At 74.9% G+C, this 21,235-nt stretch carries 18 protein-coding genes; 6 read left to right on the top strand and 12 right to left on the bottom strand.

What is annotated here, in order from left to right:
* Positions 1 to 80 precede the first annotated feature (80 nt).
* From Q2K16_RS31910 to Q2K16_RS31900, 3 genes are all read left to right on the top strand, one after another.
* Positions 81 to 2,831, top strand: a complete 2,751-nt coding sequence (locus Q2K16_RS31910; RefSeq protein WP_302742350.1) for a cation-translocating P-type ATPase — start codon at positions 81 to 83, stop codon at positions 2,829 to 2,831.
* Between the two features lie 49 nt (positions 2,832 to 2,880).
* Positions 2,881 to 3,765: a universal stress protein gene (locus Q2K16_RS31905; RefSeq protein WP_302742348.1), complete on the top strand. Its 885-nt coding sequence runs from the start codon at positions 2,881 to 2,883 to the stop codon at positions 3,763 to 3,765.
* A gap of 108 nt (positions 3,766 to 3,873) precedes the next feature.
* Positions 3,874 to 4,743, top strand: coding sequence for a universal stress protein (locus Q2K16_RS31900; RefSeq protein ID WP_302742346.1), 870 nt, complete (start codon positions 3,874 to 3,876; stop codon positions 4,741 to 4,743).
* A 3-nt stretch (positions 4,744 to 4,746) separates the two neighbouring features.
* On the opposite strand, the gene Q2K16_RS31895 is transcribed toward Q2K16_RS31900, so the two are convergent.
* The 4 genes from Q2K16_RS31895 to Q2K16_RS31880 all read right to left on the bottom strand — a co-directional run bounded on the left by Q2K16_RS31895 (position 4,747) and on the right by Q2K16_RS31880 (position 7,932).
* Positions 4,747 to 5,370: an FMN reductase gene (locus Q2K16_RS31895; protein WP_302742345.1), complete on the bottom strand. Its 624-nt coding sequence runs from the start codon at positions 5,368 to 5,370 to the stop codon at positions 4,747 to 4,749.
* The gene (locus Q2K16_RS31890; protein ID WP_302742343.1) at positions 5,367 to 6,512 is read right to left on the bottom strand and encodes an LLM class flavin-dependent oxidoreductase; all 1,146 of its coding nucleotides are present in this window, start codon (positions 6,510 to 6,512) and stop codon (positions 5,367 to 5,369) included. The genes Q2K16_RS31895 and Q2K16_RS31890 overlap by 4 nt, the downstream gene beginning before the upstream one ends.
* A 113-nt stretch (positions 6,513 to 6,625) precedes the next feature.
* Positions 6,626 to 7,024 (bottom strand): hypothetical protein, encoded by a 399-nt coding sequence (locus Q2K16_RS31885; protein WP_302742341.1) that lies wholly within the window; start codon positions 7,022 to 7,024, stop codon positions 6,626 to 6,628.
* A 302-nt stretch (positions 7,025 to 7,326) separates the two neighbouring features.
* Positions 7,327 to 7,932 carry a DNA-3-methyladenine glycosylase gene (locus Q2K16_RS31880; protein WP_302742340.1) on the bottom strand — a complete coding sequence of 202 codons (606 nt, stop codon included), beginning with the start codon at positions 7,930 to 7,932 and terminating at the stop codon, positions 7,327 to 7,329.
* Positions 7,933 to 8,029: 97 nt separating this feature from the next.
* Here Q2K16_RS31880 and Q2K16_RS31875 point away from each other — a divergent pair, with 97 nt between their 5' ends.
* Complete coding sequence (locus Q2K16_RS31875; protein WP_302742339.1) at positions 8,030 to 8,437, top strand: DNA-binding protein; 408 nt, start codon at positions 8,030 to 8,032, stop codon at positions 8,435 to 8,437.
* A gap of 136 nt (positions 8,438 to 8,573) precedes the next feature.
* Positions 8,574 to 8,924, top strand: coding sequence for an MmcQ/YjbR family DNA-binding protein (locus tag Q2K16_RS31870; RefSeq protein ID WP_302742338.1), 351 nt, complete (start codon positions 8,574 to 8,576; stop codon positions 8,922 to 8,924).
* A gap of 135 nt (positions 8,925 to 9,059) precedes the next feature.
* Here the strand turns inward: Q2K16_RS31870 and argH are convergent, their stop codons facing one another.
* From argH to argC, 7 genes are all read right to left on the bottom strand, one after another.
* Complete coding sequence (gene argH, locus Q2K16_RS31865; protein WP_302746688.1) at positions 9,060 to 10,523, bottom strand: argininosuccinate lyase; 1,464 nt, start codon at positions 10,521 to 10,523, stop codon at positions 9,060 to 9,062.
* Between the two features lie 91 nt (positions 10,524 to 10,614).
* On the bottom strand, positions 10,615 to 11,124 hold the full coding sequence (locus Q2K16_RS31860) for an arginine repressor (protein ID WP_088645179.1): 510 nt from the start codon (positions 11,122 to 11,124) through the stop codon (positions 10,615 to 10,617).
* Complete coding sequence (gene argF / locus Q2K16_RS31855; RefSeq protein WP_302742337.1) at positions 11,121 to 12,050, bottom strand: ornithine carbamoyltransferase; 930 nt, start codon at positions 12,048 to 12,050, stop codon at positions 11,121 to 11,123. The genes Q2K16_RS31860 and argF overlap by 4 nt, the downstream gene beginning before the upstream one ends.
* Positions 12,047 to 13,297, bottom strand: coding sequence for an acetylornithine transaminase (locus Q2K16_RS31850; protein WP_302742335.1), 1,251 nt, complete (start codon positions 13,295 to 13,297; stop codon positions 12,047 to 12,049). The genes argF and Q2K16_RS31850 overlap by 4 nt, the downstream gene beginning before the upstream one ends.
* Positions 13,294 to 14,220 carry an acetylglutamate kinase gene (argB, locus tag Q2K16_RS31845; RefSeq protein WP_302742334.1) on the bottom strand — a complete coding sequence of 309 codons (927 nt, stop codon included), beginning with the start codon at positions 14,218 to 14,220 and terminating at the stop codon, positions 13,294 to 13,296. The genes Q2K16_RS31850 and argB overlap by 4 nt, the downstream gene beginning before the upstream one ends.
* On the bottom strand, positions 14,217 to 15,389 hold the full coding sequence (gene argJ, locus Q2K16_RS31840; RefSeq protein ID WP_302742332.1) for a bifunctional glutamate N-acetyltransferase/amino-acid acetyltransferase ArgJ: 1,173 nt from the start codon (positions 15,387 to 15,389) through the stop codon (positions 14,217 to 14,219). The genes argB and argJ overlap by 4 nt, the downstream gene beginning before the upstream one ends.
* Positions 15,386 to 16,387: an N-acetyl-gamma-glutamyl-phosphate reductase gene (gene argC / locus Q2K16_RS31835; RefSeq protein WP_302742330.1), complete on the bottom strand. Its 1,002-nt coding sequence runs from the start codon at positions 16,385 to 16,387 to the stop codon at positions 15,386 to 15,388. The genes argJ and argC overlap by 4 nt, the downstream gene beginning before the upstream one ends.
* Positions 16,388 to 16,606: 219 nt before the next feature.
* On the opposite strand from argC, the gene Q2K16_RS31830 reads away from it, so the two are divergent.
* Positions 16,607 to 18,340: a beta-1,3-glucanase family protein gene (locus Q2K16_RS31830; protein ID WP_302742329.1), complete on the top strand. Its 1,734-nt coding sequence runs from the start codon at positions 16,607 to 16,609 to the stop codon at positions 18,338 to 18,340.
* 313 nt (positions 18,341 to 18,653) lie between these two features.
* On the opposite strand, the gene pheT is transcribed toward Q2K16_RS31830, so the two are convergent.
* Positions 18,654 to 21,200: a phenylalanine--tRNA ligase subunit beta gene (pheT, locus tag Q2K16_RS31825; RefSeq protein ID WP_302742328.1), complete on the bottom strand. Its 2,547-nt coding sequence runs from the start codon at positions 21,198 to 21,200 to the stop codon at positions 18,654 to 18,656.
* Positions 21,201 to 21,235: the final 35 nt, after the last annotated feature.

Genomic DNA, 21,235 nt, shown 5'->3' with positions numbered 1-21,235 from the left:
GCCGGGCCGGCCGGCACGGCGCGACGCTGGACCGGGACGGCGTGCCCCGGACGCGCCGCGACGAGACGGGGAGGTCACCGGTGGCGACATCCGGTGCAGGGTCGGTGCTGGCGGACGACACCCGCGACGCGGAGCCGGTGACCGCCGGCCTGTCCACCGCCGAGGCGATGGCGCGGCTGCGCGCGGACGGCCCGAACACCGTCGCCGCGCCGGCCCGGCGGTGGCTCGTCGGCCGGGTGCTGCGCCAGCTCACCGATCCGCTCGTCGCGCTGCTGCTGGCCGCCGCGGTGGTCACCACCCTGCTCGGCGACTGGCCGGACACGGCGGTGATCGTGCTGGTGGTGGCGGTGAACACCGTCATCGGGGTGGTGCAGGAGGTCCGCGCCGACCGGGCCATCGCCGCCCTGGACCAGCTCTCCGCCCCCACCGCCCGGGTGGTACGCGACGGCCGGGACGTGGTGCTGCCGGCCGCCGACCTGGTCCGCGACGACCTGGTCCGGGTGGAGGCCGGTGACGTCGTCCCGGCGGACCTGCGGCTGGTCGAGGCGAACCGGTTCCAGGTCGACGAGTCGGCGTTGACCGGCGAGTCGGTGCCGGTGCAACGCCACGACGGTGAGGAGGCGCGGGCCGGCACGGTGGTGACCACCGGCCGGGCCGGCGGCACGGTGATCCGCACCGGCGCGGCCTCCGCGCTGGGCAGGATCAGCGCGCTGGTCGCCGGCACCCGGCCGGCCCCGACCCCGTTGCAGCGCCGGCTGGCGGTGCTCGGCCGGGTCCTCGCGGTGGTCGTGGTGGCCCTGTCCGGGCTGGTCTTCGCCATCGGCGTCGCCGGGGGCCGGCCGGTGGTGGAGATGGCGGTGACGGCGGTGAGTCTGGTGGTGGCGGCCGTACCGGAATCGCTGCCGGCGGTGGTGACCCTGGCGTTGGCGCTGGGCGCACGCCGGATGGCCGGGGCACGGGCCATCCCGCGCCGGCTACACGCGGTGGAGACCCTCGGCTCGGTCACGGTGATCGCCTCCGACAAGACCGGCACCCTCACCGAGGGCCGGATGGCGGTACGGACCGCGGTCACCCCCGACGGCACCAGGTACGACGTCGACGGGGTCGGCTACGCCCCGCACGGGCGGGTGGGCCGCGACGGCGTACCGGTGGCCGTGCCGGAGGACCTGCGCCGGCTGGCCCGCGCCGGGCTGCTCTGCAACGACGCGACGCTGTCGCCGCCGCAAGACGACCGGCCCGACTGGGGCGCGGTCGGTGACCCGCTGGAGGCCGCCCTGGTCGCCTTCGCCGGCCGGTGCGGGCTGGAGCCGACGGCCACCCGCAGCGCCTGGCCCCGGATGGCCGAGCACCCGTTCGCGCAGGCCACCCGCCGGATGGTCACCGTGCACCGGGCCTGCGGCGGGCAGCGCCTGGTGGTCTGCAAGGGGGCACCGGAGAACGTGCTGACCACGCCCCTGCTGGACGCCACCGCCGAGGAGATCGACGCGCTGACCACCGCCGCCCGCGAGTTGGCCGCCGAGGGGCTGCGGGTGCTCGCGGTGGCGTCCGCGCTCGTCGACACGACGCCCGACCTGGCGGCACCGGTCGGGTTGCGCCCGGTGGGGCTGGTCGCCGTCGGTGACCCGCTGCGGGCCGGGGCCGCCGGGATCGCCGCCGGTCTCGACACCGCCGGGGTACGGCTGCTGCTGGTCACCGGCGACCATCCGGCGACCGCCGCCGCGATCGGTGGCCGGCTCGGCCTGTGGCAGCCCGGCGACCCGGTGGTGCGGGGCGACACCGACGACGCCACGCAGGCCGGGCCGCACGCCCGGGTGTTCGCCCGCACCCAGCCGGAACAGAAGCTGGACATCATCGCCGACCTCCAGGCCCGGGGGCACGTGGTGGCGATGACCGGGGACGGGGTCAACGACGCCCCGGCGCTGCGCCGCGCCGACATCGGGGTGGCGATGGGCGGCGGCACCGAGGTCGCCCGGCAGGCCGCCGACCTGGTGCTGGTCGACGACGACCTGGCCACCGTCGCCGTCGCGATCGGCGAGGGCCGGCGGATCTACGACAACATCCGCCGGTTCCTGCGCTACGCCCTCTCCGGCGGCGTGGCCGAGATCGTGGTGATGCTGCTGGGTCCGCTGTTCGGGCTGCCCGTACCGCTGCTGCCGGCGCAGATCCTCTGGATCAACCTGCTCACCCACGGGCTGCCGGGGGTGGCGCTCGGCGCGGAACCCGCCGAGCCCGGCACTCTGCGCCGGGCACCCCGCTCACCTCGCGAGTCGGTGCTCGGGGCCGGGCTGGGCCGCGACGTGCTGGTCACCGGGGCGCTGATCGCGTCGGTGGTGCTGGCCGCCGGGGTGACCGCCGCCCACGCCGGGCTGCCCTGGCAGTCGGTGGTGTTCGTGGTGCTGGGCCTGGCCCAACTCGGGGTGGCACTCGCCGTCCGGGCACCCCGGGCGGCCGGGGCGGGGCGGGCCAACCCGGGGCTGCTCGTCGCCGTGGTCGGCTCGGCGCTGCTCCAGGTCGGCGGGGTGCTGCTGCCGCCGCTGCGGATGCTGCTCGGCACCGACCCCCTCGACCCCACCGTCCTGCTGGCCTGCCTGGCGGTCAGCGCCCTGCCCGGCCTGGCGCTGCGGCTGGCCCGCCGCCCCACCACCGGCACTCCGGCCCTGCCCGACCCCCGGCGGCCGGCCGGGGCGGTCACCGACGCGGTGACCGACGTCCCGCGGGCCGCCGTCACCGATCCCACCCGGGTCGCGGTCACCGATGCGGCCCTCGACGGGCCGGGCCGGGAACGTCCGGTGCGGGACCAAGGACCCACCGGCGGGGCCGGACGCCCCTGACCGGGCGGGCCGGGCCCGACCAGGCTGGAGACGGACGAAGGAGGACGTGATGACCAACAGAGCCGGTGCCCCCGTCGTGGTGGGTGTGGACGGTTCCCGATCGGCGTTGGACGCGGTCGGGGTGGCCGCCCGGGAGGCCGTCGCCCGCAACCGCCCGCTGCGGGTGGTGCACGCGTTCATCTGGCCGCTCTTCGGCGTCCCGCTCGGCCCCGCGCCCGTCGGGCCGTCCGACGGCGGGCTGCGCAACGAGGCCGAACGGATCGTCACCGAGGCGGTCGCCGAAGCCGGCAAGGTCGCCCCGGAGTTGACCGTCACCGGGTACCTGTCCGACGGCGCGCCGACCCCGGTGCTGCTGCGCGAGGCCCGCGACGCGGCGCTGGTGGTGCTCGGCACCCGGGGGCTGGGCGGCTTCGCCGGACTGCTGATCGGTTCGGTGGCGGTCCAGGTTTCGGCCCGCGCCGACTGCCCGGTGCTGGTGGTCCGGGGTGAGCCACGGGCGGACGGCCCGGTGCTGGTCGGGGTGGACGGGTCGGCGCTGTCCACCGAGGCGCTCGGGTTCGCCTTCGCCGCGGCGGCGCAGCGCGACACCGGGCTGCTGGCCGTGCACGCCTGGCTGACCCCGGCACCGATCGGCCCGGGTGACGTGCTGCCACTGGTCTACGACGTGGAGGCGCTCGCCGCCGAGGAGGAACGGGTGCTCGCCGAGGCGCTGGCCGGCTGGTCGGACCGCTATCCGGACGTGCCGGTGACCCGGCGGGTGGTGCCCGGCGCGGCGGCCCGGGTGCTGGTCGAGGAGTCGGCGTCGGCCCAGCTCACCGTCGTCGGCGCGCACGGCCGCGGTGCCCTGGGCGGGGTGCTGCTCGGTTCGGTCAGCCACGCGGTGTTGCACCACGCGCACAGCCCGCTGGTGATCGTCCGACGCCGGCCGGCCTGACCGCAGGTGGCGGCACGCCCGGCCGGGTCACCTGCCGGCGCGGGCGGGCCGGCACGTCGACAATGGGTCGGACCGGCGACGAGGGCCGGACCGACCCCGGGAGGGCTGATGAACCGACAGGTGGTGGTGGGGGTGGACGGATCGCCGGCCAGCCTGGCCGCCGCGGAGCAGGCCGCCCACGCGGCGGTGCTGCGTGGCGCGTCCCTGCACCTGGTGCACGGCTACCTGCACCCGCTCGGGTACGGCGTCCCGCTGAACCCGTACGACCTGGGGGTGCCCGCGCCGTCGGAGGAGGCGCAGCGGATGTTGGAGCGGACCGCCGCCGAGCTGGCCGACAGGTGGTCGGGGCTGACCGTGCAGGCGCGGCAGGTCGCCGGTGGGGCGGGCGCGACGCTGGTCGAGGAGTCCCGTCGGGCGGACCTGGTGGTGGTGGGCAGCCGGGGTCTGGGCGGGTTCACCGGGTTGCTGCTCGGCTCGGTCGGCGCGCAGGTCGCGGCGCACGCGCACTGCCCGGTGCTGGTGGTGCGCCCGGAGACTCCCGCGGGTCGCCCGGACGGGCCGGTGCTGGTGGGCGTGGACGGCTCGCCGGCCGCCGGGGTCGCCGCCGACCAGGCCGCCGCCGAGGCCGTCCGGCGGGGGGTCCCACTGGTGCTGGTGCACGTCGGCCCCGCCCCGCAGGAGGGGGACGGGGCCGACGCGGAGCAGGCCGAGGCCGCGTACCGGGCGCATGCGGTGCGGCTGCTCGCCGAGGCGTCCGCCGCCGTACGCGCCGACCACCCGGACGTGGTGCTGCGGGAGCATCCGGTCCGGGCGGTCGGGGTGGCGCAGGGCCTGGTCGAGGCGAGCGCGACGGCGTCGGTGCTGGCCGTCGGCACCCGGGGTCGGGGTGGTTTCACCGGGCTGCTGTTGGGTTCGGTCAGCCAGGCGGTGGTGCAGCACGCCCACTGCCCGGTGCTGGTGGCCCACCCGTACCGGTGAGGCTCAGTCCTCCCGACCGCCGAGGAGCTGCGCGAAGTCGGTGGTGAGGGCGAACGGGTCGGCCGGACCGGCAGCCGGCGGACGCCTGTCGACCTGGTCGGCCAACTCCCGGCCGGCACGCTGGATGCGGGCCCGCAGCGCCCCCTCGGCGGTGCCGCCGGACCAGTCCTCCGGCGCGGCGAAGACCGACGTCGGCAGCACCACCGCCCGCAGGTAGCCGAACATCGGCCGGACGGCGTGCTCCAGGGCGAGGGAGTGCCGGGCGGTGCCGCCTGTCGCGCCGATCAGCACCGGCCGGTCGACCAGCGCCTGGGCGTCCACCACGTCGAAGAAGGACTTGAACAGCCCGTTGTACGACGCGTTGAAGATCGGCGTGACGGCGACGATGCCGTCGGCACCGGTGACCGCGTCGAGGGCGGCCCGCAGCTCGGTCGACGGGAACCCGGTGAGCAGGTTGTTCACCACGTCGTGGGCGTGGTCGCGCAGCTCCACCACCCGCAGTTCCACCTCGTCGCCGCGCCGGACCAGCTCGTCGCGGGCGGCCGTGGCGAGCTGGTCGGCGAGCAGCCGGGTGGACGACGGTTGGCTCAGCCCCGCCGACACCACGGCCAGGGTGCGGCGGGTCATCGCCGACCCTCCGTCCCGGCCCCGGCCAGGTCACCGGCGTCGGCCGCCCCGGTGGCCGCCCGGTCGGCGGCGTCGCGGGCGGCGACCAGCGACGCGTGGGTGGGCGCGACCGGCACGTGCGCCGGGCGCAGCGCGTCGAACTCCTTGCGCAGCACGGGTACGACCTCCTCGCCGAGCAGGTCGAGCTGCTCCAGCACCGTCTTGAGGGGCAGCCCCGCGTGGTCGAGCAGGAACAGCTGCCGCTGGTAGTCGCCGACGTACTCGCGGAAGCCGAGGGTACGGTCGATGACCTGCTGCGGGCTGCCCACGGTGAGCGGGGTCTCCCGGGTGAACTCCTCCAGCGACGGCCCGTGCCCGTAGACCGGCGCGTTGTCGAAGTACGGCCGGAACTCGCGTACCGCGTCCTGCGAGTTGCGCCGCATGAACACCTGGCCGCCGAGCCCGACGATGGCCTGCTCGGGCGAGCCGTGGCCGTAGTGGGCGAAGCGCTGCCGGTAGAGGCCGACCATCCGCTGGGTGTGCTCCCTGGGCCAGAAGATGTGGTTGGCGAAGAAGCCGTCACCGTAGTACGCGGCCTGCTCGGCGATCTCGGGGCTGCGGATCGAGCCGTGCCAGACGAACGGCGGCACGTCGTCGAGCGGGCGCGGGGTCGACGTGAACGACTGCAACGGGGTACGGAACTTGCCCTGCCAGTCGACGACGTCCTCGCGCCACAGCCGGTGCAGCAGCTCGTAGTTCTCGACGGCGAGCCGGATGCCGTTGCGGATGTCCTGCCCGAACCACGGGTAGACCGGTCCGGTGTTGCCGCGCCCCATCATCAGGTCCACCCGGCCGTCGGCCAGGTGCTGGAGCATGGCGTAGTCCTCGGCGATCTTCACCGGGTCGTTGGTGGTGATCAGCGTGGTCGAGGTGGACAGCAGCAGCCGCTCGGTGCGGGCCGCGATGTGCCCCAGCATGGTGGTGGGCGAGGAGGGGACGAACGGGCGGTTGTGGTGCTCGCCGGTGGCGAAGACGTCGAGACCGACCTCCTCGGCCTTGAGGGCGATCGTCACCATCGCCTTGATCCGCTCGTGCTCGGTCGGCTCCCGTCCGGTGGTCGGGTCGACCGTGACATCGCCGACGGTGAAGACTCCGAACTGCATGACCAGCTCCTCGCGTCTGAGATGCCGGGACCGTTCGTGGTGCCCGGACGTCGCGCACAACATAGTTGCTGAGTCAACTATTCCGGCGGCGACTCTGCACGGGGTGGCCCCGGTCACCCCGCCGCCGGCCGCTCCCCCTCCGTGGGCGTACCCGGGCCGGGCTGGTCCGATGCGCCCGGCGGCGGACCGGCGGGGGCCGGCGGCGCGACGCCTGCGGAACCGGTGGCCGGCGGCGCGGCGTCGGACGGGCCGCCCGTCGGCGACGGGCCGGCGGGTGGCGCGGGGTGCGACGGCGCGGCGGGCGGGCCGTACCCGGCCGGGTGGCTCGGGCCGTACCCGGCCGGGCCGGGCGGGGGCCAGGACGGGGCCGGGGGCGGCCCGGGTGGGGTCGGCCGGCGGCGGCCGAACTGCACCGCCACCACGACGACCACGGCCAGCACCAGCATCACCAGCAGCGGAACGACCAGGCAGGCCAGTCGGCCGGCCAGCACTCCGGCGTCGTGTACGTCCATCCGGCCACCTCCAGGGTCACGATTGCGCGCGAATGCTAACCAATTTCGCCGGGACCGGCCGCCCCTGCCTTGCTGCGACGGTGGAAGACGACTGGTATGTCGCCCGCTGCCTGGAACTGGACGTGGCGAGCCAGGGCGAGTCGGTCGACGAGGCACTGGTCAACCTGCGGGAGGCCGTCGAGGCACATCTTGAGGAGGTCGCGCAGCCCACCATCGAGGCGACCCCTCCGCCGGACTCGGGCGAGGTCCGCCAGGACCGGCAGCCCCTCCCCGCGCTGGGATTTCCCGACCGGATCCGCCGGTCAGGTGCGACGTCGGGGTACGTGCCGGCGGTAGGTGCTGACCGTCGGGTCGCCGGTGATCCAGAACCGCCAGGGCACGTCGTGGGCGGCGGCCACCCCGACCCGTGGGCCGGCGGAGACCTCCGCGCGGGTGACCGGGCGGGTCGGCGGGGTCAGCAGCAGGGGGCCGCTCCCGTCGAGCACGCGGGTGCCGTTCGCCGACGCGGTGACGCCGAGCGCGACGGCCAGCCGGGCCGGCCCCCGGGCCAGGTCGCGGTCGGCGACGTCACCCCGGCGGGCGCGGGCGGTCGGCAGCCCGTCGACCACCTCACCGGCGCGCAGCAGGACGGCCGCCGCCTCACCGTCCCGACCGCAGACGATGTTGAGACACCAGTGCATGCCGAACACGAAGTACGTGTAGGCGTGCCCGGCCGGGCCGAACATCACCCTGGTCCGGGGAGTGGGCCCCCGGTGGGCGTGCGACGCCGGGTCCTCGCCGGTGCCCGCGTACGCCTCGACCTCGGTCAGCCTGATCCGGACGCCGTCGGCGGCGAGTTCCCAGCCGAGCAGGGTGCGCGCCGTGTCGGCGACCTCGGTGGCGGGGGCGTGCAGCCACGGGTAGTCCACCGGTCCAGGTAACGCCACCCGGCGAAGATCGGCAAACCGAGGGCAACCCCTTGAACATTTCGTTGACAACGTTTCGTTGGTAGGTTGGGATGGGGTCATGAGCGACGCCTTCACCGCACCCGACGCAAGCCGCGCCCGGGCCGAACGGACCTACGCCGCGCTGCACCGGCTCAGCGAGCGGCACGCCGACACCGACACCCGGCGACGCCGGCACACCAACCCGCACCTCGCCGACCCGTGGGAGGCCGTCTGCGTGGTCACCGCGCTCGCCGCCGGCGGAATCGTGCCCGACACCGACGAGGAACCCGTCGACGGCACCGACCTGATGGCCGCGCTGACCCTGCTGCCGCACCTGCGGGCCGAACTCGACGTGCTGGAGGCGGGCCTGCTGACGACGGCACGGGCCCGGGGACTGACCTGGCAGGCGATCGGCCACGGCCTCGGCCTGGGCAGCGCGCAGGCCGCCCGGCAACGCTACGAACGGCTGGCCGCCCGGACCGCCTGACCCCCGACCGGTCACCTGCCGTGATCTCCAGCCGTCCGCCAGCGGCGACGCGGTGGCACCGGCCAGGACGGCCGACCAGCCGGAGCGGGTCGGTTCGGGGAGACTGGGCCGACCACCACCGCACCGGGAGGACACCATGACCCGCGAGGAGATGCTGGCGTACTGCCTCGGCAAGCCGGGAGCCTGGCTGGACCGGCCCTGGGAGGGCGACGAGGTGGTGAAGGTGGGCAGCCGGATCTTCGCGTTCCTCGGCGCACCCGACGGCACCGACCGGGTCGGGGTGAAGTGCGGCCCGAGCCGCGAGGTCGCCGACGAGTGGCTGCACCGGTTCCCCGCCGACGCCCGACCGATGCCGTACGTCGGCCGCTCCGGCTGGAACGCGCTCGACCTGGACGGTGCCATCCCCGACGACGAACTGGTCGAGGCGGTCGACGGCTCGTACGAGGCGGTGCTGGCGAAGCTGCCCCGCCGCGAACGCCCCGCCTGACCGTGGCGCGGCGACCCACCCGCCCCGCCTGACCGGCGGCCACCCGCACGACCGGCCGCCACGTGGACCGGCCCGACCGCGTCCGGTCGCCCGCGCCCCGGACCACGGGACGACCGACGACCGGCGCGGGTCGGCTCAGCGGGGGACGACCCGCTCGGCGGCCCACTCCCGCCAGCCGGTGAGCTGGTCGGACGCGGCGGCAAGCTGGTCGGCGACCGGGCCGGGGCCGGTGGAGCCGGGGGTGATCCGGGCGGCCAGCGCCGACCGGACCGACAGCACGTCACGCACCGACGGGTCGAGGTGCTCGCTGACCGCCGCCAGGTCGGAATCGGACACGTCGTCGAGGGCGCAGTCCCGGGCGACGCAGAGCGCCACCAGCTTGCCGGTGATCTCGTGCGCGTCACGGAACGGCACGTTGCGCCGTACCAGCCAGTCGGCGACCTCGGTGGCCAGCGAGAAGCCCACCGGCGCGGCGGCCACCAGGCGGTCCACCCGGACCGTCATCGTGGAGATCATTCCGGCCAGCGCCGGCAGCAGCAGCTCCAGGGTGTCGACCGCGTCGAACGCGGGCTCCTTGTCCTCCTGCATGTCCCGGTCGTAGGTCATCGGCAGGCCCTTGAGCATCGTCAGCACGCTCATCAGCCCGCCGACCAGCCGGCCGGACTTGCCCCGGGCCAGCTCGGCGATGTCCGCGTTCTTCTTCTGCGGCATGATCGACGACCCGGTGGCGAACGCGTCGTCCAGCTCCACCCAGCCGAACTCGTGCGACGTCCAGAGCACCACCTCCTCGCCGAGGCGGGACAGGTGCACCCCGACCAGCGCGGTGACGAAGAGGAACTCGGCGACGAAGTCCCGGTCGGCGACCGCGTCCATCGAGTTGGCGAACGACGTCCGGAAGCCCAGCTCCTTGGAGACCGCCACCGGGTCCAGCGGCAGGCCGGAGCCGGCGAGCGCGCCAGCACCGAGCGGGCTGACCGCCGTCCGGTGGTCCCAGTCGCGCAGCCGCTCCAGATCCCGCAGCAACGGCTGGACGTGGGCCAGCAGCCAGTGCCCGAAGGTGACCGGCTGGGCGTGCTGGAGGTGGGTCATCCCCGGCGCCGCCGTGTCGACGTGCCGTTCCGCCTGCTCCACCAGGGCCTCGGCCAGCTCGACCAGCCGGGCGGCCACCCCCCGGGCGTGATCCCGCAGGTAGAGCCGCAGGTCGGTGGCGACCTGGTCGTTGCGGGAGCGGCCCGCGCGCAGCTTGCCGCCGAGGCTGCCGAGCCGCTCCAGCAGGCCTCGCTCCAGCGCGGTGTGCACGTCCTCGTCGTCGATCGTCGGGCGGAACTGCCCGGACGCGCAGGCCGCCTCCAGGTCGTCCAACGCCGCCAGGATCTTCCCCAGCTCGTCGGGGTCGAGCAGCCCCGCGCCGGCCAGCACCCGGGCGTGCGCCCGGGAACCCGCGATGTCGTACGGGGCGAGACGCCAGTCGAACTGGACGCTCACCGACAGCCGCGCCAGGGCCTCGGCGGGGCCGCCGGCGAACCGGCCACCCCACAGGCTCGTCCGGTTCGTCGCGGCGCTGTTCTCGGTCAGGCTCTTGTCGTCCACGCCGCTCATTCTGGCAGTGCTCACCTTTCGCTCCCCGACGGTGGGGTACCCGCCCCCGGTGCCGGCTCGTCCGTCGTCCGTGAACCCGTGACCCGGTCGGTCACGGGGTGTTCGTCTCGCCGCCGTCGTCGCGGCGGGCCCACCCGGCGAGCTTCTCGCCGAGGGCGGCCCCGCCGTCGGCCTCGCGGGCCACCACCAGGATGGTGTCGTCACCGGCGATGGTGCCGACCACCTCGGTCAGGCCCGCCCGGTCCACCGCGCTGGCCAGGTAGTGGGCCGCGCCCGGCGGGGTGCGCAGCACCGCGATGTTGCCGCTGGAGTCGACCCCGTTGAGCAGTTCCCGCAGCAGCCGGATCAGCCGGGCGGGGGCCGCCTCGGCGTCGCGCAGCGGCCGGTGGCCGTCCTCCGGGATCAGGTAGCCGGCCCGCCCGTCGCCGCCCCGCGCCTTCACCGCACCCAACTCCTCCAGGTCCCGGGAGAGGGTGGCCTGGGTGACCTGCACACCGTCGGCGGCCAGCAGGTCGGCCAGCTCGGTCTGGGAACGGATCGCCCTGGCCCGGATCAACTCGACGATGCGGGCGTGCCGGGCGGCGCGGGTCGGGGCGGTCATGATGAGGATGCCTCCAGGAGAAAGGTCAGCAGCGCCTTCTGGGCGTGCAGCCGATTCTCCGCCTGGTCGAAAACCACGCTGTGCGGGCCGTCGAGCACCTCGCTGGTGATCTCCTCGTCCCGGTGCGCGGGCAGGCAGTGCAGCACCTTGACGTCCGGCCGGGCGTGAGCGAGCAGTGCGGTGTTCACCTGGTACGGCAGGAACGGCGTGATCCGGTCCAGCCCGTCGTCCTCCTGCCCCATCGAGGTCCAGGTGTCGGTGGCGACCACGTCGGCGTCCCGGACCGCCTCCACCGGATCGACAAGCGCCCGTACCGAACCGCCCGTACCGGCGGCGATCTTCTCGGCCCGGCCCAGCACCCCCGGATCGGGCTGGAACCCGGCCGGCCCGGCGACCCGCACGTGCATCCCGGCGGTCGCCCCGGCCAGCAGGTACGAGTGGGCCAGGTTGTTCGCCGCGTCCCCCACGTACGCCAGGGTCCGCCCGGCGGTGCCGCCGCAGTGCTCGCGGACGGTGAGCAGGTCGGCGAGGAGCTGGCACGGGTGGTAGCCGTCGGTCAGCGCGTTGACCACCGGCACGGTGGCGTGCGCGGCCACCTCGGCGATCCGGTCGTCGCCGTGGGTACGCAGCACGATGGCGGCGACGTAGCGGGACAGCACCCGGCCGGCGTCGGCCAGCGTCTCGCCCCGCCCGAAGTGGGTGACCTGGGTGTCCACCACCAGCGGATGACCACCGAGCTCGGCGATGCCGGCGTCGAAGGAGATGCGGGTGCGCAGGCTCTGCTTGTCGAACAGCACCGCCACCGAACGCGGCCCGGCCAGCGGGGTGAACCCGAACCGGTCGGCCTTCATCCGGGCGGCCAGGTCGAGCACGGCCGACTGTTCGGCCGGGGTGAGGTCGTCGTCGGCCAGCAGGTGCCGGATCATGTGCGGGTCTCCGTCGGGGTCGGGGTGGAAGTGGACGGCGGCACGGCGCGGGTCTGCGCCCCGGGCGCAGCCGCCGTGCCGTCGGCAGCGGCGTCGAGGGCCGCGGGGAGGGCGGCCAGGAACGCGTCGACCTGCTCGGCGGTGAGGACCAGCGGCGGGGCGAGCCGGATCACCCCCGGCTGCACCGGGTTGACCAGGAACCCCGCCGTGCGCAGCGCTTCGGCCACCGGGCCGGCGACCGGCGCGGCGAGGACGATGCCGAGCAGCAGCCCGGCCCCGCGTACCTCGGTGACGAGCGGGTGGCCCAGCGCCTCGACGCCCCGGCGCAGCCGTTCACCGGTGCGCTTGACGTGGTCGAGCAGCCCCTCGCTGGCGATCGTGGAGACCACCGCGAGGGCGGCTGCGCAGCTCACCGGGTTGCCGCCGAAGGTGGTGCCGTGCGAGCCGGCGCGCAGCAGCTCGGCGGCCCGGCCGAAGGCCAGGCAGGCGCCGATCGGCAGCCCGCCGCCGAGGCCCTTGGCCAGGGTGACGACGTCCGGCTCGACCCCCTCGGCCTGGTGGGCGAACCAGTACCCGGTCCGCCCGATGCCGGTCTGCACCTCGTCGAGCACCAGCAGCGCCCCGTGCCGGGTGGTGATCCGTCGCGCCTCGGCCAGGTAGCCGGGCGGCGGGACGACCACACCGTTCTCGCCCTGCACCGGCTCCAGGATCACCATCGCCGTCGCGTCGGTGACGGCCGCCGCCAGCGCCGCCACGTCGCCGTACGGAACGTGGTCGACGTCGCCTGGCAGCGGGCGGAACGGGTCGGCCTTCGCCGGCTGGCCGGTCAACGCGAGCGCACCCATGGTGCGGCCGTGGAAACCGCCGACGGTGGCGACGACGTGCGACCGGCCGGTGAGCCGGGACAGCTTGAACGCGGCCTCGTTGACCTCCGCGCCGGAGTTGGCGAAGAACACCCGGCCCGGCCGGCCAGCCAGCGCCAGCAGCAGCTCCGCCAACGCCACCGGGGGTTCGGCGACGAACAGGTTGGAGACGTGGCCGAGGGTGGCGACCTGCTTGGAGACGGCGGCCACCACGGCGGGGTGGGCGTGCCCGAGGGAGTTGACCGCGATGCCGCCGAGCAGGTCGACGTACTCCCGGCCGGCCTCGTCGACGACGACCGCGCCCGAACCGGAGGCCAACGCCAGCGGCGGGGTGCCGTAGTTGTCCATCATGGACTGCTGCCAGCGTTCCACCAGCGTGCTCATGAACCGACCGTGCCTTCCTGGTTGGTGGACCCGGCCGGGGTGTCGACGACCATCGTGCCGAACCCCTCCGAGGTGAAGACCTCCAGCAGCGTGGAGTGGGCGACCCGGCCGTCGACGACGTGCGCGGCGGGCACTCCCCCGCGCACCGCCCGCAGGCAGGCCTCCATCTTGGGCACCATCCCCGCCTCCAGGGACGGCAACAGCTTCGCCAACGCCTCCGTGCCGATCTCGCTGACCAGGCTGTCGGTGTCCGGCCAGTCGGCGTACAGGCCCGCGACGTCGGTGAGGACGACCAGCTTGCGGGCCTGAAGGGCGATCGCCAGCGCGGCGGCGGCGGTGTCGGCGTTGAGGTTGTGCAGCACCCCGTCCGCGTCCGGCGCGACCGTCGAGATGACCGGGATCCGGCCGGCCGCGATCAGGTCGGTCACCGCCGACACGTCCACCGACTCCACGTCGCCGACCTGCCCCACGTCGACCGCCTCACCGTCGACCCAGGCGGGCCGGCGCACGGCGGTGAACAGGCCGGCGTCCTCGCCGGACAGGCCCACGGCGAACGGACCGTGCGCGTTGATCAGACCGACCAGTTCCCGGCCCACCTGACCCACCAGCACCATCCGGACGACGTCCATCGCCTCCGGGGTGGTGACCCGCAGGCCGCCCTTGAACTCGCTGGCGATGCCGAGCCGACCCAGCATCGCCGAGATCTGCGGCCCGCCGCCGTGCACCACGACCGGCTTGAGCCCGGCGTACCGGAGGAAGACCATGTCGGCGGCGAAGGCCCGTTGCAGGGTCGGGTCGACCATCGCGTTGCCGCCGTACTTGACCACCACGGTGGCCCCCGAGAACCGGGCCAGCCAGGGCAGCGCCTCGATCAGCGTCTCGGCCTTCGCCTGGGCCCGGGTGAGATCCGCGGACAGGCTCATGTCGAGTACGCCGAGTTCTCGTGCACGTACGCGTGCGACAGGTCGTTGGTCCAGATCGTGGCCGCCGCCGCGCCGGCGTGCAGGTCGATCCGGATGGTGACGTCCCGCCCGGTCAGGTCGACCTTGGCCCGGTCCTCGGCGGCGGCACCGCCACGGCACACCCAGATCCCGTTGACCGCCACGTCCACCGCGTCCGGGTCGAACACGGCGGCCGTGGTGCCGACCGCGGCCAGGATGCGTCCCCAGTTGGGGTCGTTGCCGAACAGCGCCGTCTTGACCAGGTTGTTGCGGGCCACCGAACGGCCCACCTCGACCGCGTCGTCCTCGTCGGCGGCACCGGCCACCTCGATGGCGACCTGTTTGGTCGCCCCCTCGGCGTCGGCCACCAACTGCTGGGCCAGGTCGTGACAGGCCGCCGTGACGGCGGCGGTCAACTCGGCCTCGTCGGGTTCCACCCCGGACGCCCCGCTGGACAGCAGCAGCACCGTGTCGTTGGTGGACATGCAACCGTCGGAGTCGACCCGGTCGAAGGTGACCCGGGTGGCCGCCCGCAACGCCGCGTCCAACAACTCCGGCCCGGCCACCGCGTCGGTGGTCAGCACGCACAGCATGGTGGCCATGCCCGGGGCGAGCATGCCCGCGCCCTTGGCCATCCCGCCCACGCTCCACCCGGTGCCCCGGGCGACGGTGGTCTTCGGCCGGGTGTCCGTGGTCATGATCGCCTCGGCGGCGGCCGGACCGCCGTCGCGGGCCAACGCCCGGATCGCGGTACGCACCCCGGGTAACAGCTTGTCCATCGGCAGCCGCTCACCGATCAGGCCGGTCGAGCAGACCGCCACGTCAGCGGCGCCCAGCCGCAGCCGGGGGCTGGACCCGGTGAGCGCCGCCGCGGTGTGCTCGGCGGTGGCGTGGGTGTCCTGGAAGCCGGCCGGTCCGGTGCAGGCGTTCGCGCCACCGGAGTTCAGCACCACCGCGCGGACCACGCCGCCCCGGACGACCTGCTGCGTCCAGCGCACCGGCGCGGCCTTGACCCGGTTGGTGGTGAACACGCCGGCCACCCCGGCGTCCGGACCGTCGTTGACGACCAGGGCCACGTCGGTGGCCCCGCCGCTCTTCAACCCGGCCGCGACACCGGCCGCACGGAAGCCCCGAGGGGCGGTGACACTCATGGGGCAACTCCAAAGAGGGGCAGGCCGGTGGTTTCGGGCAGGCCGAGCATCAGGTTGGCGTTCTGCACCGCCTGGCCGGCGGCGCCCTTGCCGAGGTTGTCGATGGCGCTGACCACGATCACCCGGCCGGAGTCGACGTCGACGGTGGCCTGGAGGTGGCACGAGTTCGCCCCGGCGGTCGCGGCGGTGTGCGGCCACGCCCCCTCGGGCAGCAGGTGCACGAACGGCGCGTCGGCGTACGCGTCGGCCAGCACCGCGCGCGGGTCGGCGTCGCCGGTGGGCACGGCGGTGACGGTGGCGAGGATGCCGCGCGGCATCGGGGCCAGCACCGGGGTCAGGGACAGCCCGGTCGCGCCGGTGGCCTGCTTGATCTCCGGGACGTGCTGGTGGGCACCCACCTTGTAGGGCGACAGGTCCCCCATCACCTCGCTGCCGAGCAGGTGCGCCTTGGCGGCCCGGCCGGCCCCCGAGGTGCCGGAGGCGGCCACCACGACCACGTCGGCCGGCGCGACCGCACCGGCGGTGATCAGCGGCGCGAGGGCCAGGGTGATGGCGACGGCGTAGCAGCCGGTGTTGGCGACCCGGGTCGCCCCGGCGATCGCCGCCCGCTGGCCGGGCAGCTCCGGCAGGCCGTACGTCCACGCCCCGGCGTGCGGGCCGCCGTAGTAGCGGGACCAGGCGTCGGCGTCGCGCAGCCGGTGGTCGGCACCGAGGTCGACCACCCGCACCGACCCGGGCAGCTCGGCGGCGAGCGCCGCCGACTCGCCGTGCGGCAGGGCCAGGAAGACCAGGTCCGCGTCGGCCAACGTCGTCGGATCGGTCGCCGCGAACACCAGGTCCAACCCCACGAGCTGCGGGTGTACGGCGCTGACCGGTGCACCGGCCTGACGGTGCGCGGTGGCGGCGACCAGGTCGAACTCGGGGTGACCGGCGATCAGGCGCAGCAGCTCGCCCCCGGCGTAGCCGCTCGCCCCGGCGACCGCAACTCGAATACCCATTCCAACCTCCGCATGACTATGCAGAGAAGGCTAGCGGCCCACCGACCGTCTGTGCAAGTTAATACAACCTACTGCATGGACATGAAGAAGTGACCTGGACCACGTACATGCATTGACAGCCGTGATGGTATTGGCCATCCTGAGAGAGCGCTCTCTAGTCGCCCATCAGCCACATACCACCCGCCTGCCGCGTGCGGCCAGCGGTCGAAGGAGCCGTCGTTGCGTACCCCGAGAAGCTGGGCCACCGCCCTCGCCGCGATCGCGATCGCCGGCGCCACCACCCTCGGCCTCACCACCGCGCCCACCCGCGCCGTCGGACCGTCCCCGCTCCCGCTGACGGTCACCAACAGCACCGGCCGGGCCGAGGCCGTCCACCTCTACCTCCTCGGCGTCGACCTCGCCTCCGGCCGGCTCGGCTACGTGACCCCCGGGGGCGTCTTCACCCCCTGGCCCGCCGGCGGTCAGCCGCCCACCCCCGCCCCCGACGTCTCGATCGCCGGACCCGCCAACGGCGGCTCCGTCACGCTCCGGGTTCCCCGTGGCCTCTCCGGGCGGGTCTACTTCTCCTTCGGCCAGAAGCTGCGCTTCTCACTGACCCCGGACGGCCTCGTTCAGCCGGCCCCCTGGGCCGCCGGCGACCCCAACCGCGACATCCTGTTCGACTGGTCCGAGTTCACCTACAACGACGCCGGACTCTGGCTCAACAGCACCCAGGTCGACATGTTCGCCGTCCCGCACGCGGTCAGCGTCACCGGTGCGAGCGGCACCACCCGACGGGCCGGCCAACTCGTCGGCGGCGGCAGGCAGGCCGTCATCGACGCCGTCCGTGCCCAGCCCGGCTGGGCGGACACCGTGCAGACCCGGTCCGACGGCACGGTGCTGCGGGTGCTCTCCCCCGGCAAGGCCGTCGACGCCGGCCGGTTCGCCTCCGGCTACCTCGACCCGTACATCGACGCGGCCTGGCGCTCCTACACCACCCGGACGCTGACCGTCACCCCGTTCACCGACCGGCCCGACGTGCGCTACCTCGGGCGTACCACCGGCACCACGATGACGTTCACCGACCCGGCCGGCCGACAGGTCGCCACCTTCACCAGACCCTCCAGCTCCGACGTGTGGGACTGCGACGGGGCCCTCGCCGCCCCCAACGACCAGGTGGTCGGGCCGATCGCCCGGACGCTCTGCGCCGCCCTGCACCGCGCCACCCTCGACACCATCACCACGCAGCCCGGCGGCGGCCCGGCCGACTTCTACCGGGGCACGCTGACCAACCACTACTCCCGGATCATCCACCAGCACATGGTCGACGGCCGGGCGTACGGCTTCGCCTTCGACGACGTGCTCGCCCAGGAGTCCCTGGTACACGACGGCGACCCGCGCGCCGCCGGCCTCACCCTCACCCCGTTCACCGGCACGGCCACCCCGACGCCCACCGCCGGCCCGACCCGCACCGCCACCCCGACCCCGTCCCCCGGCCAGCCGTGGAACGCGACCCGCCACCTCCAGGCCGACGGCACCCTGGCCGGCACCACCGGACCCACCGGCACGATCAGCCTGGCGGCGGCGAACGGCAACCACGACGGCACCCCCACCAACGCCCGGGTCTTCACCGCCCGTGGGCTCACCGGCACCTGGACCGGCGCAGCCACCACCTTCGACCTGGCCGTCGACGCCGGCACCGCCGTCGGCGACGGCGTCCAGGCCCGGGTGTCGTACGACCTCACCGGCGACGGCACCGCCGACCGGGTCGAGACGTACGTCTACTTCGCCACCGACCCGGTGCCCGGCGTCGAGCGCTACCGGCATACCCAGGGGCTGCGCTCGGCCACCGGCACCCTCGGCAACCTGCGCGGCGGGACGGTGACCGTGCAGGTCTGGAACGCCATCGGCGGCACCCCGACCACCCTCGGCGTCGGCGACGCCTCCCGCGTCGTGCTGCCCTTCACCGGCTGACCGTGCGGCGTCTTCCGGAGGCGGCCCGGCCTCCGGAAGACGCCCCCACTCACCCGGTCCGCTGGACGAGCCCGTGTTCGCGCTCGTACGTCCGCAACGCGACGTCCCATGCCTCGGTGTACTCCGACGGGTCCAGGTTGAGATCGTGGTGGCCCCGGACCGCCGTACGGGACCTTCCTGGAACGGCTCGACCCCCCGGTACGGGACGCGTTGCTGGCCACCGGCGTGCGCCGGCAGGTATCACCGACGTCGCGTGAACCCGCGACGGCCCCGACCCGGTGACCGGGTCGGGGCCGTCGTCGGCCGGCACACCTCAGGCGCCGCGCAGGGTCGCCCCGAAGCGCTGGGCGGCCACGGCCACGGCGGCGTCCCGCGCGGCCACCGCCTCCTCCACGGTCAGCGTCCGGTCCGGCGCCCGGAAGGTGAGCTTGTAGGCCAGCGACCGGCGACCCGCGCCGAGCGACTCCGACGCGTACACGTCGAAGAGCCGGACGTGCTCCAGCAGCTCGCCGGCGCCCTCGACCAGCGCGGCCCGGACGTCGGCGGCCGGCACCGTGTCGTCCAGCACCAGCGCCACGTCGATCAGCGCCGGGGGGAACCCGGACACGGCCGGCGCGGACACCACCGGGGCCGCCGGCAGGGCGTCCAGGTCGAGTTCCATGGCGCTGGTCCGGCGGGGCAGTTCCAACGCGGCCAGCACCGCCGGGTGCAGCTCACCGGCGTGACCTACCACCTCCCCGTCGACCAGCAGCGCGGCGCACCGGCCGGGATGCCAGGGTGCCCGCTCGGCGGCCCGCACCTCGATCCGCTCGGCCGGCAGGTCGGCGGCGGCCAGCACGGCCCGGCCGGCCTCCACCGCGTCGGCCCAGCCGGCGGCGCGGCCGGCACCCCACCAGCCGGCCGGCTCCACGTCACCGGTGAGCACCACCGCGACGTGCCGGGGCTGGGCGGGCACCACCGCGTCGGCGGCGGCGAACTCGGCGTCGGTGGGCCGGCGGTCCACCCCCATGGTCGGCGGCGCGCCCACACCGGGACGCGGGTGGAACACCGCCCCGATCTCGTAGAGCGCCAGGTCACGGTGGCCCCGGCCCAGGTTGCGCCGGAGGATGCCCAGCAGCGGGCCGAGCAGGGTCGTGCGCAGCAGCGGCTCCTCCTCTGACAACGGGTTGGCCAGCCGTACCGCCGGCCGGCGCGGATCGTCGGCGGGCAGCCCGAGCTGGTCGGCCAGCTCCGGCGCGACGAACGGCAGCGCCAGCACCTCGACGTAGCCGCGCTCGGCGAGCGAGCGGGCCACCGCCCGGCGGCGACGCTGCTGCCAGGTCAGCCCCCGGCCGGGGGGCGCGGTGGGCAGCACCGACGGCACCCGGTCGTATCCGTCGAGGCGGACCACCTCCTCGACCAGGTCGGCCGGGTCGGTGAGGTCGGGCCGCCAGGTCGGCGGGGTGACGGTGAGCACGTCGCCGCCGCCGGCGGTCGTCGCGACCGTGCCCGCGTCCTCGGCCAGCCGGTCGGCGCCCCGGATCACCGTGCAACCCACCTGCTCCAGCAGGTCGACCACCCGCTGCGGGGAGTAGTCCACCCCGACCCGGCGCGACGGCAGATCGACCGGGAGGACGACCTGCCGCATCGGCCGGACGTGGTCGAGGTCGAGGATCTCCGCGCCGGCCTCGCCCCCGCCGTGGGCGGTGAGCAGCTCGACGGCACGCTTCAGGGCCACCAGCGGCAGGGCCGGGTCGACGCCCCGTTCCCACCGCTTGGCCGCCTCGCTGAACAGCCTGTGCCGGCGGGCCGTGCGGCCGACCATCACCGGGTCCCAGTGGGCGGCCTCCAGTAGCACGTTCGTGGTGCCGCCGACCACCTCGCTGGTCTCGCCGCCCATCACCGCGGCCAGCGAGACCGGGCCGGTGTCGTCGCAGATCACCATGTCCTCGGCGGTGAGCGAACGGACCACACCGTCCAGGGTGGTCACCTTCTCGCCCGCCTCGGCCCGGCGCACGACCAGCGGGCCGGTGAGCCGGTCGGCGTCGAAGGCATGCATCGGCTGGCCCAGTTCGAGCATCACGTAGTTGGTGACGTCGACCGCCAGGGAGATGCTGCGGACGCCGGCCACGGTCAGCCGCTGCCGCATCCAGCCGGGCGTGGCCGCCGTCGGGTCGACCCCCCGGACCATCCGGGCGGTGAACCGGTCGCAGCCGACGGTGTCGCGCACCTGCACCGGGTACGCCGGCTCCGCCGTACCGGCGGGCGCGGGCACCCGGCCCGGGTCGCGGAAGGCCACCCCGAGGGCGTACGCCAGCTCGCGGGCGATGCCGCGCACGCTCAGCGCGTACCCCCGGTCGGGGGTGATCTCCAGCTCGACCACGACGTCGTCGAGGCCCACCACGGGACGGGCGTCGTCGCCGGGCCGGGCCTGGATGTCCGGCGGCAGCACGATGATGCCGGAGTGGTCGTCGCCGAGGCCCAGCTCCATCGCCGAGCAGATCATGCCGGCCGACATCCGGCCGTACGTCTTGCGCGCGCCGATCGTGAAGTCGCCGGGCAGCACCCCGCCGGGCAGGATCACCACGACCCGGTCGCCGGGGGCGAAGTTACGCGCCCCGCAGACGATCTGCTGCGGCTCGCCGGTGCCGTTGGCGGTGCCGACGTCGACCAGGCAGTGCCGGATCGGCTTCTTGAACCCGGTCAGCTCCTCGATCTCGCGGACCTCACCGACGACCAGCGGACCGGTGACCGTGCGGCGCAGGTCCACCACGGACTCGACCTCGATGCCGAGGTCCACCAAGGCCTGTTCCAGGTCCTCGGTGGGCAGGTCGACGGGGAGGTCGACGTACTCCCGCAGCCAACTGACAGAAACTCGCATGACTCAGACCACCGTCTCCGTGACTCGTACCCGCA

The sequence above is a fragment of the Micromonospora cynarisoli genome, from assembly GCF_030518815.1.
GTDB lineage: Bacteria > Actinomycetota > Actinomycetes > Mycobacteriales > Micromonosporaceae > Micromonospora > Micromonospora wenchangensis.
The sequence above is the reverse complement of the archived record's forward strand: the minus strand, read 5'-3'. Positions and strand labels throughout refer to the sequence as shown.

What these genes read in the sequence shown, in the direction of transcription:
- Q2K16_RS31905 (WP_302742348.1), top strand. Translation starts at nt 2,881, where the DNA reads ATGACCAACAGAGCCGGTGCCCCCGTCGTGGTGGGTGTGGACGGTTCC.
- Q2K16_RS31900 (WP_302742346.1), top strand. Translation starts at nt 3,874, where the DNA reads ATGAACCGACAGGTGGTGGTGGGGGTGGACGGATCGCCGGCCAGCCTG.
- Q2K16_RS31895 (WP_302742345.1), bottom strand. Translation starts at nt 5,370, where the DNA reads ATGACCCGCCGCACCCTGGCCGTGGTGTCGGCGGGGCTGAGCCAACCG.
- Q2K16_RS31890 (WP_302742343.1), bottom strand. Translation starts at nt 6,512, where the DNA reads ATGCAGTTCGGAGTCTTCACCGTCGGCGATGTCACGGTCGACCCGACC.
- Q2K16_RS31885 (WP_302742341.1), bottom strand. Translation starts at nt 7,024, where the DNA reads ATGGACGTACACGACGCCGGAGTGCTGGCCGGCCGACTGGCCTGCCTG.
- Q2K16_RS31875 (WP_302742339.1), top strand. Translation starts at nt 8,030, where the DNA reads ATGAGCGACGCCTTCACCGCACCCGACGCAAGCCGCGCCCGGGCCGAA.
- Q2K16_RS31870 (WP_302742338.1), top strand. Translation starts at nt 8,574, where the DNA reads ATGACCCGCGAGGAGATGCTGGCGTACTGCCTCGGCAAGCCGGGAGCC.
- argH (WP_302746688.1), bottom strand. Translation starts at nt 10,523, where the DNA reads ATGAGCGGCGTGGACGACAAGAGCCTGACCGAGAACAGCGCCGCGACG.
- Q2K16_RS31860 (WP_088645179.1), bottom strand. Translation starts at nt 11,124, where the DNA reads ATGACCGCCCCGACCCGCGCCGCCCGGCACGCCCGCATCGTCGAGTTG.
- argF (WP_302742337.1), bottom strand. Translation starts at nt 12,050, where the DNA reads ATGATCCGGCACCTGCTGGCCGACGACGACCTCACCCCGGCCGAACAG.
- Q2K16_RS31850 (WP_302742335.1), bottom strand. Translation starts at nt 13,297, where the DNA reads ATGAGCACGCTGGTGGAACGCTGGCAGCAGTCCATGATGGACAACTAC.
- argB (WP_302742334.1), bottom strand. Translation starts at nt 14,220, where the DNA reads ATGAGCCTGTCCGCGGATCTCACCCGGGCCCAGGCGAAGGCCGAGACG.
- argJ (WP_302742332.1), bottom strand. Translation starts at nt 15,389, where the DNA reads ATGAGTGTCACCGCCCCTCGGGGCTTCCGTGCGGCCGGTGTCGCGGCC.
- argC (WP_302742330.1), bottom strand. Translation starts at nt 16,387, where the DNA reads ATGGGTATTCGAGTTGCGGTCGCCGGGGCGAGCGGCTACGCCGGGGGC.
- pheT (WP_302742328.1), bottom strand. Translation starts at nt 21,200, where the DNA reads ATGCGAGTTTCTGTCAGTTGGCTGCGGGAGTACGTCGACCTCCCCGTC.